This window comes from Pseudomonas sp. PvP100 (assembly GCF_017833055.1).
Classification (GTDB): Bacteria; Pseudomonadota; Gammaproteobacteria; order Pseudomonadales; family Pseudomonadaceae; genus Aquipseudomonas; species Aquipseudomonas syringae.
On sequence record NZ_JAFIBO010000001.1, the window covers coordinates 230,397 to 247,205 of the forward strand.

The 16,809-nt window shown below is 56.3% G+C and carries 14 protein-coding genes; 2 read left to right on the forward strand and 12 right to left on the reverse strand.

Annotated features, from left to right (window positions below; genetic code table 11):
- Window positions 1–163 precede the first annotated feature (163 nt).
- Both JOE39_RS01120 and JOE39_RS01125 read left to right on the forward strand, forming a co-directional pair.
- A complete protein-coding gene (locus tag JOE39_RS01120) occupies window positions 164–724 on the forward strand; it encodes a GNAT family N-acetyltransferase (RefSeq protein WP_003425019.1) in 561 nt (186 codons plus the stop codon).
- Window positions 709–1,668 (forward strand): tyrosine-type recombinase/integrase, encoded by a 960-nt coding sequence (locus tag JOE39_RS01125; protein WP_058444032.1) that lies wholly within the window; start codon window positions 709–711, stop codon window positions 1,666–1,668. Before JOE39_RS01120 ends, JOE39_RS01125 begins: the two co-directional genes overlap by 16 nt.
- A 558-nt stretch (window positions 1,669–2,226) precedes the next feature.
- Here JOE39_RS01125 and JOE39_RS01130 read toward each other — a convergent pair.
- The 12 genes from JOE39_RS01130 to JOE39_RS01185 all read right to left on the reverse strand — a co-directional run bounded on the left by JOE39_RS01130 (window position 2,227) and on the right by JOE39_RS01185 (window position 16,808).
- Entirely contained in the window at window positions 2,227–2,667 is a 441-nt protein-coding gene (locus tag JOE39_RS01130; protein ID WP_003425016.1) for a type IV pilus biogenesis protein PilM, read from the reverse strand.
- 31 nt (window positions 2,668–2,698) lie between these two features.
- Window positions 2,699–4,105, reverse strand: coding sequence for a shufflon system plasmid conjugative transfer pilus tip adhesin PilV (gene pilV / locus JOE39_RS01135; protein WP_003425014.1), 1,407 nt, complete (start codon window positions 4,103–4,105; stop codon window positions 2,699–2,701).
- Window positions 4,102–5,034, reverse strand: a complete 933-nt coding sequence (locus tag JOE39_RS01140) for an ATPase, T2SS/T4P/T4SS family (protein WP_003425013.1) — start codon at window positions 5,032–5,034, stop codon at window positions 4,102–4,104. Before JOE39_RS01140 ends, pilV begins: the two co-directional genes overlap by 4 nt.
- 2 nt (window positions 5,035–5,036) lie before the next feature.
- Entirely contained in the window at window positions 5,037–5,561 is a 525-nt protein-coding gene (locus JOE39_RS01145; RefSeq protein ID WP_003317566.1) for a type 4 pilus major pilin, read from the reverse strand.
- Between the two features lie 38 nt (window positions 5,562–5,599).
- Window positions 5,600–6,691: a type II secretion system F family protein gene (locus JOE39_RS01150; protein ID WP_003348930.1), complete on the reverse strand. Its 1,092-nt coding sequence runs from the start codon at window positions 6,689–6,691 to the stop codon at window positions 5,600–5,602.
- Window positions 6,681–8,312, reverse strand: coding sequence for an ATPase, T2SS/T4P/T4SS family (locus tag JOE39_RS01155; protein WP_011267067.1), 1,632 nt, complete (start codon window positions 8,310–8,312; stop codon window positions 6,681–6,683). The genes JOE39_RS01150 and JOE39_RS01155 overlap by 11 nt, the downstream gene beginning before the upstream one ends.
- Window positions 8,309–8,911: a type IV pilus biogenesis protein PilP gene (gene pilP, locus JOE39_RS01160; protein WP_003317569.1), complete on the reverse strand. Its 603-nt coding sequence runs from the start codon at window positions 8,909–8,911 to the stop codon at window positions 8,309–8,311. The genes JOE39_RS01155 and pilP overlap by 4 nt, the downstream gene beginning before the upstream one ends.
- On the reverse strand, window positions 8,901–10,259 hold the full coding sequence (gene pilO2, locus JOE39_RS01165; RefSeq protein ID WP_099266532.1) for a type 4b pilus protein PilO2: 1,359 nt from the start codon (window positions 10,257–10,259) through the stop codon (window positions 8,901–8,903). The genes pilP and pilO2 overlap by 11 nt, the downstream gene beginning before the upstream one ends.
- Window position 10,260: 1 nt before the next feature.
- On the reverse strand, window positions 10,261–11,997 hold the full coding sequence (locus tag JOE39_RS01170) for a PilN family type IVB pilus formation outer membrane protein (RefSeq protein WP_011267069.1): 1,737 nt from the start codon (window positions 11,995–11,997) through the stop codon (window positions 10,261–10,263).
- Window positions 11,994–13,127: a TcpQ domain-containing protein gene (locus JOE39_RS01175; protein WP_074952344.1), complete on the reverse strand. Its 1,134-nt coding sequence runs from the start codon at window positions 13,125–13,127 to the stop codon at window positions 11,994–11,996. Before JOE39_RS01175 ends, JOE39_RS01170 begins: the two co-directional genes overlap by 4 nt.
- Window positions 13,128–13,278: 151 nt before the next feature.
- Window positions 13,279–14,745, reverse strand: a complete 1,467-nt coding sequence (locus JOE39_RS01180; protein ID WP_210078033.1) for an SEC-C domain-containing protein — start codon at window positions 14,743–14,745, stop codon at window positions 13,279–13,281.
- A gap of 110 nt (window positions 14,746–14,855) precedes the next feature.
- Entirely contained in the window at window positions 14,856–16,808 is a 1,953-nt protein-coding gene (locus JOE39_RS01185; RefSeq protein ID WP_210078031.1) for a DEAD/DEAH box helicase, read from the reverse strand.
- Window position 16,809 lies beyond the last annotated feature (1 nt).

Below are 16,809 nucleotides of genomic sequence, written 5' to 3' on the forward strand. Positions count from 1 at the left end.
CCTGGTCTTGAAGCTATCGGCTAGAAATCGTGAAGGATTATGGCTGTTCGTCAGCTCGTTGACACCACGTCCCCCGGCGGCGCATGCGTACCATTGTCGGTTATGGCCGTTACTTACCAATGTAAGAAATACGTTATCACGCTAATTCAGGAGGGCTGACCGTATGTCTATCATTGAGCCAGTTCGGCATTATTTTCATAGACGCGAAGCTGAAATGATGATTCAGGTGGCGCACAAGTTGAGTTTGTTGGTTCAGGAGCAAGCAGCGCCACGAGGCAACTTCGTTTTCCCTGGGATGGACTATTTGGCCAGGCTGGAGGTCGAGGGCAAGCGAGTGGGCCACATTGATTACTGCATCAACCCGCTGCAGGACCGGCTCTACATCGACAAGATCGAAATCGACGCAGATTATCGACGACGCGGGTTCGCCTTAAGCGCGCTCTGGCAACTCTGGCAAAAGCACCACCTGCCCATAGTGCCCCTGTATCAATTTGGCACATCAGATGGATTCTGGCACAAGGCGCGGATACGTTTTGCGGCGGTGGGAGCCGTAATCGGAGATGAGATTCGTAGCATGGAAATGATCGCCGAAATGGATCGCTGGCAGCACCTAGTGCCTGAGCCGATCCATGAGCGCTTGCAGCGTGAGCTCATGGCATCGGATGAGTGGCCTGCTATTAAGGCTAAATGGGACGCGGAGTACGGTCCATGCCGGGAGAATTGATCTCAATTGAGGATGGCGGACGTCGGCTTACGGCGGCGGAGTTCCAGCAACTGACGGCTGTACCCTCAGCCGTGGAGTGGTTTGCCAATATCGATAATCCACGTACCCGCCGGGCGTATCAGATCGACCTACAAGACTTCTGCAGTTTCGTCGGCTTGGCCGGGGCCGAAGAGTTTCGGGCCGTGACGCGCGCACATGTCCTGGCCTGGCGCGCTCGGTTGGAGCAGCGTGGTCTGGCCGGAGCAACGATCCGGCGTAAACTCGCCGCGCTTGCCAGCCTGTTTGATCATCTGCTCGAGAACAATGCAGTGGCAGGGGGCAATCCGGTCCACGGCGTCAAGCGGCCCCGGATCGAAAGCAACGAAGGGAAGACGCCCGCGCTCGCGGACCACCAGGCCAAGGCGCTTCTCGATGCGCCGCCGGCTGACAGCCTCAAGGGACTACGAGATCGTGCTGTGCTGGCCGTGCTGCTGTACCACGGCCTGCGCCGGGAGGAGGGCGCGCAGTTGAAAACCAGCGACTTGCAGGAGCGACGGGGCATTAAGCACCTGCGGGTGAACGGCAAAGGCGGCAAGCTGCGCTGGCTACCGCTGCACCCCGTGGCCGCCGAACGTATCTACGCATATATGGAAAAGGATCTTGAGCGAGGAGCAGGGAATGGGTCGCTGTTTAGGTCACTACGAGGTCGCGCCTCTGGTACCGGGCTGAGCGCCGATGGCATTTATAAGATCGTGTGTCATTGGGCGATGTCTGCCGGCATCAAGGTTGATGGTCTGGGCGTCCATGGTTTGCGGGCCACGGCGGCGACAAACGCGCTTGAGCATGACGCGGACATTGCCAAGGTGCAGATCTGGCTGGGGCACGCAAACATCAGCACGACGCGTTTGTATGATCGGCGCGGCCAGCGACCGGAAGACTCTCCGACGTTTAAAGTCAAATACTGAGAACCGCGGATTGTGGGCCACCCTTCAACCACTACCACTCGTCGGAGAATTAAGGTTGGTAATTACTGCTCACTCCAAATCTCGAAATTTGACGGAAAGGCTCGTAGAGGTCTCCCGGATGCTTCCAGATACCTCAAAACACCATTTCTACGAAAATCGCGTAGTCATAAAAACCCCCGCGCGAGGCGGGGGCAGAGTGCATCACTGTCTTTATCAGGTGGCAATGCAATTTTCTTGCGTTTAACATCGGTGCAACACATGACGCATACAACGGGACCTAGGAAGTCTCAGAGTATTGCTGGTAACCCTCTGCGTCAACTCCTCTAGGGGGTTTACTCGCTGTCGTGTGGATATGTCAGGAGCCTAATCCTGATCCCATTCACTCTGCGAGGACATCGCCATGCTGCGATTCATACCTGAAGAGTTGATTAGAGCGCTGCAGACCGTTTACTGGTCTATTCGTCTGATTCGACTAATTCAACAAGTCTAAGCAACACCAGCAGGGGCATGCGCCCCTGCTGCCTTTCTGTTCGCATCTGTGACGATCCGTCAATTGACTCATTGGTACGCCACGGCTGCGCCGTTGGGTACTGTCGCCGGCAGTGCGACCCCCACGTTACCAGATGACGGGGTGACAAGGCTGCCAGACGACGCCGTTCCGATGGCCAGCGACCCCCCAGTCAAATTGATCATCTCTGAAACAAGACCGGGAGGAGGGGATCCGACGAACGCGTAACTTCGTCCAGCATCGATCACTCCCTCCACCCCAGGGTAACGCGCGTACCAGGTGGGCAGTGCCAACTGGTTATCGGCCACCGTTCCTGATGCAGCTTTGTGAGCGTAGGCATACTCGGCCAAGGCATTTCTGTAGACGAGGACGTTATGAGCAATCAAGGAGATTTCTACGGTCTGGGAGCTCTGTTCTGCCTGGTGTGACTTCTCATAAACCATTCCGAGCACTGCTGTAATCACCACCATTGCAAGCCAGTAAATGTTCACTCTACGTCCTCGATGACAGTTATGAGCCTGGTCAGAACTGACAACAGAAAATGGTGGCGTAATCGTTCTGGCCGACCACGATTCCTGGGGTACTGCTGAATCGTTGGCCTGAGCCGGCCGTGTCCCAACCAACTTTTGTGTAGCCGACTGGGCAAGCGTAGGTAGTGACGTCGTTTGCGTCGTAGCCGGGGATGGTTTTTGCCGTGCAGGTAGGGGCACTGGAACCGTTCACCACCCAGACCTGGTTATCACAAGAAAGGGATCGACCCGTACTGGTTCGACCAACCATACCGTTTGCAGCACAGGCAGTGCCGGCAGTTGCAACGCCATTCAGCTGCAGGTATTCACCGACGGTCGCGCGACCTTCCGAAGTCACTGTCCCACCCCGGATGTTCCCGGCTGTGTAGAGGTTCTTGTCGCCGTAGACCCGAACCCAGTCCGAGTCACTCATGTACCAGCCACCACCCCATTTTTCGCTGTACCAGCCGGTGTCGCCCTGAGTGCGAAACCAACCGCCTGTGACAGTCTCGCCTGATATGCGGGCAGCCGCCCCCGTGAGGTTGGCCGAGGCATTCACCGACTGCGCGTATACATCACCTGCAGCGATGACGTTGCTCTGGGCTGTGACGCTCCCCGACGCACTCACATTCCCCTGGGCTGTGACAGATCCCGAGGCACTCACATTGCCAACGGCGTTGACTGACCCAGCAGTGTCGACATTACCTCCAACCGTCACTGTTCCAGAGGCGTTCAATGCAGCCACATCGTTGACATTGTTTCCTCCCATACTGAGCGCCGTGTTCATGCGATTGAGTTCAGGCTTTCCTGGGATGGCGTTGCGGTACAGGTAGTCGTTGGAGAGCGTGCCATCCTGGAGAAACAAGGCACTCGCAGTGTGGCCAACGCCTGGGTTGATCCCATAGTTGCTCAGCGCAAGTTGCCAGCCGCCTCGTACTCCTTGGATAACGCCGGTGTTGTTGAACGGGATGAAGCCACCCGGCGCACCCATATTTTCCGCAATCGTCCGGGTACCGATCTCATCGATAGCCTGGCCACCGGTAGTGATCACGATGGATTCGAGCTGGTTGACGTTGACCCTTCGAGCAAGCACCACGAAGCTTTGACCGAATGCATTTGTGTCACTGAAGCTGGCTGGCAGATAGTTGGTGTTGCGTAGCATCTGAGGGGTAATCGTCGCAGGCGTGGTTGTGCCCGCCGATCCATAGACCGTTGCGAAATTGTCCTTCAAGTATTTAGAAGCGGCCTCTGCGATCTGCTGCTGTTGCTGAGCTGCGATTTGATAGTTCTGCGCATCCATCCTGTCGGCCATCAGCGAGACGCCTATGGCCGACGCAATGGCGAAAATGATCAGGCCGAAGAGCAGCTCGATCACCACAAAACCATTCTTTCTGGTCTGGCCATGCTTGAGAACATTCATCCCCAGAGGCTCCTGTTCGATTGTTGATCCACATCCTGGCTAAGCATCGCGATCTGATTCGAACGGATCTTCTCGCGAATACCAGGGCCGTCAGGTCCAGTCAGTGAAAGGCTCTGGATCTTCAGATGTCGCATTTCGCCTTCACCTTCGAGGGCAAGCGCAGCTACAGCTACCAAACCCTGTGACAGAATTGATCGGACGTTGCTGATGGCCGGCTCCGCAAGAGTCGCTACTCGCTCGATCGCCTGCGGTACTGTTCCCGCGTGAACTGTGGTGATGATGAACAGGCCATTGATTGCCGCTCGCACTGCCTGAACTGCCGTGGGGGTGTCTCTGATCTCACCGATAAGCATCATGTCCGCGCCAGAGCGGAGGCCTCTCATCAAAGCCTCCTCATACCCGCCATTGCGTCTCGAAACCTGCATCTGGATGCAACGACCAGGTCCGTGACGACCGTTCAAATCTGTCTCAGCTGGATCCTCTGCAGCCAACGCGATTCCACCGCACGCATTTAGCCTGGCGATGATCAGCGAAGCTGCGCTTGACGTCTTACCGGTGCAAATCTCGCCGCAAAAAATCACCAGGCCGCGCACCTGCTTCGTAAGCAGCGATTCGACAAGGTCTTCAGGAAAACCCAATTGGTCGAACTGCCGGACCTGCGCATTTGATCTGCGCAGTACGAACACGGCCTGGCCAAAGGCATCGGGTATCTGAGTGACGCGAAGCACCGTTCCTTCTTTGATCAACGAGAACTCAGGATCCTGATGCACTTCAAAATGCTTTGCGCATTCCTCCCGTAATAGCAGGGCGCTTTCTTTCCAGTTTTCCGGAGCCTCGACACGTCCGCTCTGGCCATCCAGGCCTTTTACGTCCGTAAAATCCGGCCCCAAGTAGAGGTCACTAAAAGGCGTGTCGATAATTGGGTTCATGCTCAGTAGGCCGTCCAAGCCAACGTGTTGCTATCAGTAGAGCAGCCACTGGTGGCAGCAGCTGAACTCACCTCGCCGTTCACAGCTGTGCCGCCATTGATAGAGGTGGTGACCTTCTGCCCGCGTCCAATCTTCGTGGCCAGTGTCACACAGGCATCTTGGGGCAAACCGGCCTCGGTCACGGTGAATGTCATCCCGTTGGCAACCACAGTGACCTGGCCACTCCAGGCGTTGTAGAGCTTGCCGCTGGAGAACGACATATTGGGCAGGCCACGTATCGAGCTGAGCTGGGCGATCAGATCGGTCCCTGACGCTCCGTAACCGGTACTGCCTTTGAGCTTGCGAGTGTTCGCGATCAATTGACCGACGTTACCCTGTTCGTTGTTGACGTCCGAACTGCCCATCGCGCCCCAACCGTTGTAAAGGGCGTAGCCCATCCCGATCAGGATAACGATGAGAACGAAGAGCAATTCAATCGAGATATAACCGATCTGGTTCGCCCGAGCGGAGTGAGTGGTGTTTTGCATGTGTGTGGTCCTGGGTATGTGGGTAACGGGTGTAGTGCTCAGTGCGTCATGCCTTGTGTGGCATTGCCGGTCATGCTGTAGGCCCCGACCATGACCAGAATCATCAACAGGCCGATCAGAACCATGGATACGAGGGACAGTGTCTTTGCGTAACGCTCGACCTGTTTCAGTGATATCTCCAACCAGCGAAGGCTGTAGCGGTGCACTGCAGCCGAGAAGCTCTGCGTAGTGGAGAGAACAATCAGAAATTGAATCGCTTCGTGGTCTGGGAATTCATGCCCGGAAAGATCTAAAGCCTCCCCAAAGTTTTTACCCATCCGAACCCCGTAGTGGGCGGCTTCCAGGCGTTCACGCAGCCACGGATTTGCCCCACGCTTTAACGTGTCCAACGCTCCGAGCGGATCGATGTTTGCTCGCAGCATGACCGCGATATTGAGGAGGAACGTTGAGCCGTGGAGCGCTTTGTAGATTGACCAGGGAGGCAAGATCTCCAGCCTTGTCCGCCAAGGGCCACGGAAGTAAGGCAGAGTGACGACACTGGTGACAACCAGGACTACCACAAGGCACAAAGTCAGAAGTCCCCAGTTAGTCACAAAGGTGGCGATCATGTGCAGAACCATGGGTGCGCCGGACCAGGCTTCTGGGTTGGATGAGCGGCTCATGGCCGGCACCACCCGGGTGGCGATTACGTTCAGCAAGTAGGCCATCAGGCTCCAGACAAAAACCGGGTACGAGGCCGTTGAGACCACCAGCTTCATCACTTTTTGCCGAGCTTCGATGATCCGCACGCAGTCGCTGAATGCCTGGATCAAGTTCCCTGATTTCTCGCCGGCGCTGATAACGGCGTGCTCCTGATAAGGCACCCAGTTAAGGCAGGCCTGGGCCAGCGTCTTGCCGCCGTCCACAGCTTTGCCTATGCCATAGCTGGCAAGCGCGATCGGATGTCGAGCACGTCGTCCTCCATCACTGTAGATCGATCCAATACGATCAAGGGCCAGGTCGAGCGGCACCCCGTTCTCGAGCAGAGCGGTCATGCTCTCGTAAAGCCGGATCCGCTCATTGCCTCCAAACTGGTTCCTGTAAAAGCCATCTACAAGCCCAGACCAGGCATCCATCACCTTACTGAGCATGGACTTCTGCCTCAGGCGCTTCGGCATCCAGCATGTAGCTGTCAAAATCCAATGGACCGACTACGGCCTCTGCCATGCGCGGGTCAATCAGTCCTGTATTTATCTTGATGAGCGTGTGGGCAACCTTCGTGATACCACCCATGTGCTTGACCCAATACTGGCGCGCAGCGCTTGGGCCATTTTTTCGGATCTCCTCCATGAACCGGTGGGTCGGGAGAAGAATCTCGGCGACAGCGGCCCTGCCGTTTACCCCGTCACGGCATAGAGAGCAACCCGGCCCAGCCAGATAGACCTGATCCAGCACGGTCATCTTTTCGAGCCGCTCGACCAGCTGCGGATCCAAGGTACTGATCTGGCTGCGCGCAGGCACGCGACACTTCTTGCACAGCGTTGGCAGCAGTGACTGGTTGATAAGGCCGACAATGAGTGTTGGGTCGGTGACCAGGCTTGTATCAGCCCCCATGTCGATCAGGCGAGGAATTGCTGCTACAGCGTTGTTGGTGTGCAGAGTCGATAAAACCAGGTGGCCGGTCATCCCCCCTCGCAGTGCCCCCTGAGCTGATTCAAGGTCTCGAATCTCCCCATACATCAGTATGTCGGGGTCGAGTCGCACGGAGTTTGTAATGGATTCTCCCCATGACTCATTGCTGCCAAGAGGGGACTGATTTGCACGCATCGGATATTCGGGCGGGTCCTCAACGGTCAGGATATGTTTTGTGCCTTTGCACTCTTCAGCCAGAAGGTTGATCTGCACCTGGAGCGACTTCGATTTCCCTGATCCAGTCGGACCGGTCAATATGATCACGCCGTAAGGAAGACTTCTCAGCCGCTTGAACAGCAAATTCTGTTCTGGCAGAAACCCCAGATCGTCGACGGACTGTTTCTCCTGATCGTCATAAATCAGTCGCAGCACCATTAAAGGCCCTTCGACGAGAGGGCGGGTTGCTACACGGGCCCCTGACAGTCCCAATTGATCGAGGAAGGTGCGAGCCATGCGCGCATCTTGTTTCAGTTCCGGTTGATAGTAGCCCTCAGATTTGACGTCACACATTGAGTTGAAAAGTGAAGAACAGAGCTCGTTTCCTACGGCGCTCTGGATCTGCCCGTACTCCCGCAAGAGACCGTCCTCACGAAACTTGATGTAGGTGATTTCGTGGCCAACGATGAAGTGAACGTCGGAAGCACGTCGTGCATGGGCCGCGCCGATGATACGAATCACCTCTTGTTGACGCTGGGTACTGTCTATAGATCCGGCGAAAGCTTTACCCGCATTCTGATACAGAGACTTGATGTCGCTGAGCGTGCTGCTGATGGTCTGAAACGGCACGCCGGCTCGGTCCAGGCGGTCCATAAATGCCATCACATAAGGGTCGTGCATGTGCTGAGACGACACGAGCAATTCTGCTTCTTCAGCCTCTGGGGCAGGTGCTAACAAGGCAACGAGCTGACGCAACTCGCTGGTGATGTCCCCCCACCGATTTCCCTCCGCAGTCAGGACGGTTCCGACCACGTCAGATTGCATGGCAATGGTGATCGGTTGCACGACTGCGGTCGGCCGGGCGACCTGGCGTGCCAACGGATCAGCCTCAATGTCTGGCTCAATTCGTACCGCGCCGCTCATCGCTGAAACTCCTGCGACATGCTGGACAGCGGACTCATAGCCGAGGGCTGCCCCGGAGCTACAGGCTTGAGTGTCTGCAGTGACATTTGGGGCGCGTCAACCGAGCCACTTGGTGCCCGGGTCGAGAAACCTAATGGATATCGGCGTCCGTCATGGCCCAGTACCACGCTGTCGAGTGACACGCTGATTACCTTGAATCCTCCTGGCAGCTCAGCATTACCAACAGATGCATCGACCTCGAAACCACTTCCGTACAGTAACGTTGCATACAGAGCGTTATTCATCCTGAACACGGTCTTGACCACCGGCAACTGCGGTGTGCTGTTGCTGGCCGGGGCGGGCGTCGTGTAAGCGTTCTGCGTAGTCTGAACCGGCACAGACGTGGTTGTTTTGGCTCCGTTTACGATGTCTTCCTTGGCACGAGCCCGCGCCGCCTGTGCTGTGAAGAGCAGGGTTTCACTCTGCACCTGGGACAACTCACCAATGTTGATCCGGCTCAGGTCGGTGGGAGATGGGTCGGCAGCGACGGCCATGTTGCCGGCAGCCACGCAGGACAATAGAAACGTCATCAGAATGGAGGCGCGAGGGTTAATGCACATAGAGGTCACCTATGACGTTCCAGGTTAATTTGCCGTCTTGAAAGTCGGTTTTGATTTCACGCAGGCGCATGCCCGTGCTTTCCACGCCTTGAAGAACAGTCGCTGGCGGTAACAGGCTCGTGTAGCGGATCTCGAAGTGTCGATAATCCGGAGGCGGTGGTGGTGGAGGGGCTGGCTGGCCAGGCAAAGCTGGTGGCTGGACAACCGTCACAGGTACTTCCGTGATCTTGGGCTGGACGTTCTGGGCTTGCAGCCATGAAGTGATGCTGTCCAAGGCCTGCGTTGCCGGGTTCAGAACGTCATCACCCGCCAGCGGCAGCTCGAAGGTGAGCTTCACCGCGGCCATGTTGCCTTCGTCGTAGAACGCGGGCGTATCTGCAAAGTAGCCCGCCGTAGCGGCGCTGAAAGCGAGCGTGGTGCTGTTGCCGGTCCGGTTGTAGTTGGCTGACATCAGCGTTCCGTCGCATTTAGCTGAGACGAATAGCCATCCTTCGATTGCCGGTGGTAACTGGTCAATTGCGCCGTTACAGCCTCTAAGAAATACTGGGACAGAAGGCTGTTTTACCCACGGATGTACAAGCGCCTCGATCACAACTGGGGAGTTTGTTCGCTGGTTCAGGGCATCCAATTCGGCTTGCCTTGCAGCTTCTGCCGCTTGCTGCGCCTGACGAGCAAGTTGCAGCTTATGTTCATTCCACTGGTGCCACCCAATCAGGCCGGCCACGACCAAGGCACCAATCACCCCGGCTTTCAGCAGTTCCTGTCTGGACAGGCCGAATGCCAGCGGTGTCAGTTTGTATTCGCGCTTGAGATTTGATGGCTGCAACAATGCTTCAGGGTCGAATTGTTCGCCACCGCGACCAAACTCCGGGGGGAGAAAAATCTTGTCGAAGCTCATCGAGCGGCTCAGTTGCTGAGCCACCTTCTTTTTTATTTCCTCACTGCTGCCTACCAGGTCTGCACCGGGTATGACCGCACCTCGGTACACTGCGACCAAGGCGTATCTATCCTCGGCGTCCTCGATCTTCCAGGCAGCCAGCCACGATGCGCCCAGCTGCCCGGCGAGTGCAGCTGCAAGGGAATACATACCTTTGACTGCACCGTCATTCTGCGAAACAAATCCAGCCTGAATCACCGACTCGGTATGCCTGATGGCCACGATGTCCATTTGCTGGGTGCGACCAAACTGGCGTGCTTCCTTCATGTAGCCGGTAAGGCTACCCAACGGGTGCCACAGCAGGCCTGTAACGAAAGATCGTCCGTGATAAGTCAGAATCTGAACTTTGCCATCGCTGGGCGTTGGGGGGCGAGTAGCGCGCTTTCGTATCAGAGAGAACAGGTTCGCCATGTCAGTTGGTCACAATCGGGGTGATCAGCACTACCAGAACGCTTTTTGACGAGGTGCGCTTACGCCCACCTCCAAGCCCGAAGAATCCGGGGGAACCTGTGCCGATCTTGTCCGTGTTGTCGCTGAGCTCCTCAAAGCCCGACAGGATCAATGTCTGACCGCTGCGCAGCTTCACCTTCGGTGACAAACTTTTCGCATCGTAGTTGGGGATCTGGACGCTGGAGCCGTTGCTCGTGAATGGCTCGAAGGTAGGTTTGGAGCTCATATTGATCGATACCATGAGCAACATCTCGTCATCGTCCATCAAGCGAGGCTGCAGTGTCATGTTGAAGCCAGAGGTGATAGTGCCCGGAGTAATTGCCGTGCTGGAGCCCACTGACGCCGTGGTGTTGGTCTGAACCGATGGGATGTAGCCTTGGACGTTGCCGATCTGCAGCGGAGCAGGCTGCAGATTCAATGTGGTCACAGACGGCGATCGAACATTCGAGATCCGGGCCTGCTCTGCGATTGCCTGGATGATCGCGTTCGAACCTGCCCAGGCAGAGTTGGCCGTATCGACAATGCCAACAGAGCCCGAGATTGCGCTGGAGCTGATGCCTGGCACAGTATTCGAGAGAGACAGGCCCCACTTTGTGCTCAGCGAGTTGTAGACGGCCGCCCAGTTCAAAGCCAGCTGATCGGTGTCGGTCAGCGTCGCCTCAAACACCTTCACATTGAACAGCACTTGTTGGGTGATCGCGTGGTTGGTCTTGGCCAGATAGGTCTCAACGTTCGAAAGCACGTCGGGCCGGTCAGTCACGGTCAACGTCCCGGTCGACGGTGACAGATACATGCGACCAGGCGGCGAGGTACTCAGCATTGCCCTCACGTTGCTCTGGATGTCAGTCAGGATCGATGTGTTGAGAGTGACTGTAGTGCTCTGGTTGCTGCCCGAGTCACCCGAAACGCCTGAGGAACTGCTACCTGACGATGATCCGCTCGACGAACCACTTCCCGAACCTGAGGAGGTGGTCATACCGGATCTGACGGTGCTTTTGATTTCCTGCACGTCTCCAAATGCGTAGACGTCAAACACCTTGGTGTCGAAATAGCTGACCTGCACTGACCGTGAGGTGGGATTGAATCGATAGGTGAGTCCCAGCCGCGCGGTGACCTCATCCAGCAGACCCGAGGCTTTCCCTGTGAAGCGCAACCCACTGACGAGGTTCGGTGTCAGCATGGATGCGAAGTCAGAACTTCTCCCCTGAGAGGCCTGCGCCAGGTTGGAGCCGCCCGTAATACCTGCAGGCAGCAACCCGGCCAGGCTATCAGGGTTGGGGGCCGTGCTGATTGGAGGCGCATTGTTGCCCTGTGCAGGTGCATTAGCGTTCAGCAGGCCAGGATTGAGCGCATCCGGCGAGACCAGGACAGGGATCCCGCACTGTCTGGAAATGTACTGGGCAATTTCAGCAATTCCGACACTGCCAGCAGGCCTATATGCGACCTCACAGTCATACTTGGTGGGGATGCCTCGTCTCGCAACAACTGGCTGCGTTGAAACCCAGGGTTTGTCGCTGAATATCACTGTGTCCCGACGTTCCTGTTGCTGCTTGTTACGCTGGATAGCCGCGTAACGGCCGGCAGAATCGGCGGTAGCCTCTGCCCGTGCAGCGGCTTCATCCACCCGTTGCACTGAGCATGCTGATGCCGTTAGAACAGCGAGACTCAGAGCGGTCTGACGCATGAAGGGCATGCTCATTTTTTCCTCTCCGATACGTGCAGAACCTGCTGACCATTGCCCTCATTACCGTCCACCACAAAGGACCGTTTGGCGTTGTCGTACAGAGGGAATATCTGCCTGACCGCCGAGCTGAAAGAGCCTGTAAAACTCAACGGTGCTTCGATGGGGTAGTCCAGGTCTTCCGGCACCCAGATCACCTGCCAGCCGGCCCGTTTGGCCCAATCCTCGACCGATTGACGCAAGGTACTGCCCACAGGCGCATTCCACGTTTGCTGTGGCGCAACGGTTGCTACGGGTTTCGCTGCTGGTTCAGGTTTCATCGGAGCCTGGCTGGTCGAAGCGATGCTCTTGGTGACGGTGGTCTGAGATATGGCCTTCGCCGGAGCCGCGCTCACAGGAGTCGGCTTTTGCTGTGTAGGGGTGCCTTCCTTGGCTGGGGTGCTGATGGATGCAGCTGGTTGCGCTTTTGCCTGCGTGACGACCGTGGTTTGCGGTTGCCCTGCAGGCGATGTGTCCTTGCTGAATGGGGTTCCGGTTGCCGGGGCAGTTACAACGGTAACGGCAGGGGAGGTGCTGGCTACCGAGGTTGATCCAGTGCTGGCCGGTTGCGCAGGTTGAGCCAGTGCCACGGGCTTAGACGTCTCCGGCAGTTGGTAACCTGGCCGCAGTACAAAACACACACCGCGCGTTACTTCGTTGACCTTGACCTGCCATGCCGGACCGGCCAGTACCTGCAGAGTGTTGCGCAGGCTCATTGGCCCTAGCTTGTACTGGGCAGCAGGAAGAGGGCGTGTGAACAAGATGTTTACGTGACCGGTGCTCGGTGGGCACAAGGTGTAGCCTGAGCGGCTGACCACGTACTGCATCGCATCCTGGACGGACGGGTGCATATTGGCCGGAATGCTGACATCGATGATCTGGGCCATCAGGTCCCGCTGTTCGGCCTCTGGAGCAGTATTCACCAGGGCGTATCGACCGTAGCGGACCATCGGCTCCTGACCGGACTTTGCGCCACTTGAATACAGGTCTGGCGACAGCAGTTCAGGATTCTGACTGCTGTCGAAAGCTGGTCCAACCGGTTTGTCCGCAACAGACGTGCATCCGGCGAACAGCGCGAGTATGGAAAGTGTGGAAAGCTGCCTGATCATGTGTGCCTTGACCCCATTTCTTGATGGTGGCCAAGGTGCCAGCGCTCAGGTTGCAAAGCACTGCTAAACCCTTAACGGATCGATTCAGGTTATCCATGGTAGAGATGCATGAGGACGGAAGCGGTCCTCAATTACGCGACAACTCCACAGCTCAATGCATGCCGGTAACCATGCAGCACTTTTTGTATTTTTTCTTCGATCCACACGGACACGGGTCATTACGTCCGAGATCCGCGCCAGAGTTGGATGTTTGGATCACTCTTTCTGAAACGTGATCGAGGATGTGTAAGGTCTTCATTGCATGCTGAGCCATCTTTCGGCCCTCGCTTGTGAGGGGAACACTCGCATCAACGGCGATGATTGTCTCAGATGCAACTTGGCTGCCTTTTGTGTCAGCTCCGAAAATCAATATTTCCTTCGCCTTCTGATATTTGTACATCGCCACGCTTGCGTACAATTGCATGCAATCCCTCCGTGCCTCACGGTATTCCTGATATGACGCAAAGCTGTCATCCCAAGGGAAGAACAGGAATATGTACAAACGGTCTGGCTTGGCAGTGGACGGTGCTGTTCGCGCAGAGCGCATGCCTTTGGGCACCTGGTTGAACTTCTCGAACAAGGAAGATGCTAGAAAGCTGCTTGAATACAGGTTCTCAGAAGCCAGGATTTGAAGAGCATCTGAATGCCCAAGCAAAGGAACATCCTTGGCCTCTCCCACACATGCATCAGTAATGGCATCAGCGAACCGAGAAATGATCTGGTTCCAGAGCTTTGCGTTTTTCTTGTGGGCATGGCGGAGCGCGTATGCAACAGTCTGCCTGTAATATTTCCATTCCCCTTCTGGGATCCTGAAGCAGTGGCCTTCATAGCCAGCTGTTACCCTGAGATCGCCGAAGCCGTGTTCACTTTCTTCTTGCAAATACGACGCGAGCGTCTCCTCCTCCCCAGCGCTGGATAAGAAGGCTCCTCTTCTGATAACCCGTTCCTTTGTGTCTAGGAAGTGGATGAAATCTTCCGGTGTACAGAGCTCCTCAAACAGGAGCTTCAGACCGCTTTCATCGAGTACGTGGACGAATGTTTTTCGTGGATCGACATCCCCTACTAGAAACGGCTTCTCCAGCAAATAATCTTCAGCTGCCTCGTAGCTATACACAAGTGTTCCTCTACTACCGGCCCCTTGTGAATCATAGTACCGCTGGGCGTGCTGACCAATCCCGCCAGTGACCGCTACCAGATGGATCTTCAACCCTGGTTTAGTCAAATCGAACGGGAACGGATCCTCCAGCTTACTGTTGAGAAAGAGCTTGTCGGGATGGTTTCTGACCAAACTCTCAGCCCCATGCAGCTGCTTTGCAGACTCCTTGACTGCAGCCCGGTACCAGCGGCTCCAGGCCAACTGGATATCATTGTGCTCCTGAAAGTTGACATGGCCTTTGTCCGAGAAAATGACGAGAGTGTTGTTGAAATAGATCGTCAGGTCGGCGAACTCCTTACCCTTGCCTGTTGAGCGGAACAGGCTCGGATAACACCAGAGACTGAAGAACGTGTTTGACACGATGGCAGACAGGACCCTCTCACTCTCGTTGACACTGGGTTCTTTCAGAATTGGTTTCAGCACTCAGATCGTCCTTTTTCTTTGGCGCGCTTTGAAGGGGCATGGCATGTATCGACTCCATGCGGCTTGGCTAAGCAACATAGCTCGAAGTCATGGCCTCCTGCCACAGCCGGTTAAAGAATCTCGGCAAGGGCTTTTTTGCTCGACTCCTCCGCTTCCGGATCGATCAGATCGCTGGCCAGGGCGCACTTGTCCATGAGCATCTGCCACAGCTGCTGGTCGATGGTGTCCTCAGCTAGAGGGATTTTGACGACAACCATGCGCAACTGCCCGTTGCGATAGGCTCGATCCTCAGCTTGGTCCTGCAGCCCCGGTGTCCATGGAAGCCCCAGAAAAAAGACATAGTTCGCAGCAGTCAGGTTGTAACCTGTTCCGGCGGCCGATCTGGTCCCGATGAACACCCTGCAGTCCGGGTCCTGCTGGAAAGCATCAATCGCCTTCTGGCGCTTCTTGGGCGAGTCACTTCCCACCAACGTCACGCACCCGACGCCCAACTTGAGGCAGTGCTCGCGCAACGTGGCGACGGATTCCTGATACTCGCAGAAGAGGATCACCTTGTCGTCGACGTCCAGCTCGGCCATCAGATCCGCAAGGATCCGTACCTTCACGCGCTCGAGCAGCTGACGCAGTGCGCCCAGCCTTGCGAATCGGTGCTGGTCGCTGCGCATGATCTGATTGTACTCGTCACGTTCTGTCTGGCTGAGTATCACCGGCACAGTCTGCCGCTGCTTCCCCTTCAGGTTGGGCAGCACATCCTTGCGGCGACGAAGCATCCAGTCGGATATCTCATCTCTAAGCGTCTTGCGAAACTCAGGACTGCCGGCGAATCGCTCGCAGAACTCATTGAGGGGCAGTTGTCCGATTGGATGGCCTGAAAGCCTGAGGAGTGTGTGCAGCTCGGCTTCGCGATTGAGCACAGGCGTGCCCGTCAACAAGTAGCGGTTTTGTACCTGAGCCGCGATGTCGAAGCCGTGGCGTGTCCATGCAGCAGTGGGTTCCTTGAGTCGGTGAGCCTCGTCAATGACCATCACCGCGAAACGATTCGCGTGCATGACAAAATCACCCAGCCTCTCGTAGTTCACGATGATCCAGCCAGCGTTCGCATCAAAAGTTTGCATTGCGATTTGAGCCTGAGGAAACACCATCAGGATCTCACGCTGCCAGTTGATGATCAGGCTGTTGAGCACAATCACCAGAACCGGTTTACCTTGCGCGCGTATACCAGCGGCGATCACAGCCTGGCGAGTTTTACCCAGTCCCATGTCGTCGGCCAAAAGCGCGCTCGTGCGCTGCAGCAGGTGCTTGATTCCTGCTGGCTGATGATCCATCAGCGAGAATCCTTCCAGCGCCTTATCGATATCGGCACTGGTCAACTCGGTGTTTCTGATGGATGGGACAGATGCCAGGTAGATACCTGAATCTGAAACTTCCTCTTCGCTTTTGGTCGACTCCGGAGAGTGGCCACCCAGACTGATACTGGTGACCTCATTCACCGCCTTGACCGACCCGTCAGCGAGCAACTCCTGCAGCGTGTCCAGAATTTCGAACTGATCTTCGTCCAATCCCAGTTCCAGAATCAGGTTACTGCGAACCAATTCTGGTGTGCCCTGCACTCGCCAGGCTTTGCCCGCCGAGAGGAACACCCCACGCATGCGCTTGGCGATCGCTACAGCACCAGGATGAAAATCTCCCGACAGGATCACACCGCCTTCCGCCAGCGGCGCGAGCCTGAACTTCATCCCCCAGGTGAATGCGTCACGGTGCACGTCGGACTGGGCAGAGGTAATCCTGTCTCTGAATGCTTGCCAGCTTTCGATGTGTTTGCCATCTGCGAGCTCTGCCAGCTCCCGATAGAGCACATCGAGGTCATCGAGTAGCTTGTCTTTGGGCACACGCCAAAACTGGTTCAGTGGGTGATCAGACCTGCGTATGAAAAAGCCCCTCCGGCGAAGCAAAAGCTTGTTTGCACCCTGTAGGTAACTCAGGGACAGCCCGAAGTCGTAGCCATCGAAAATGGCTTTGCGAAGCAATACCGGACGCTTGTTCATCAATTGGGCCGATGCCATC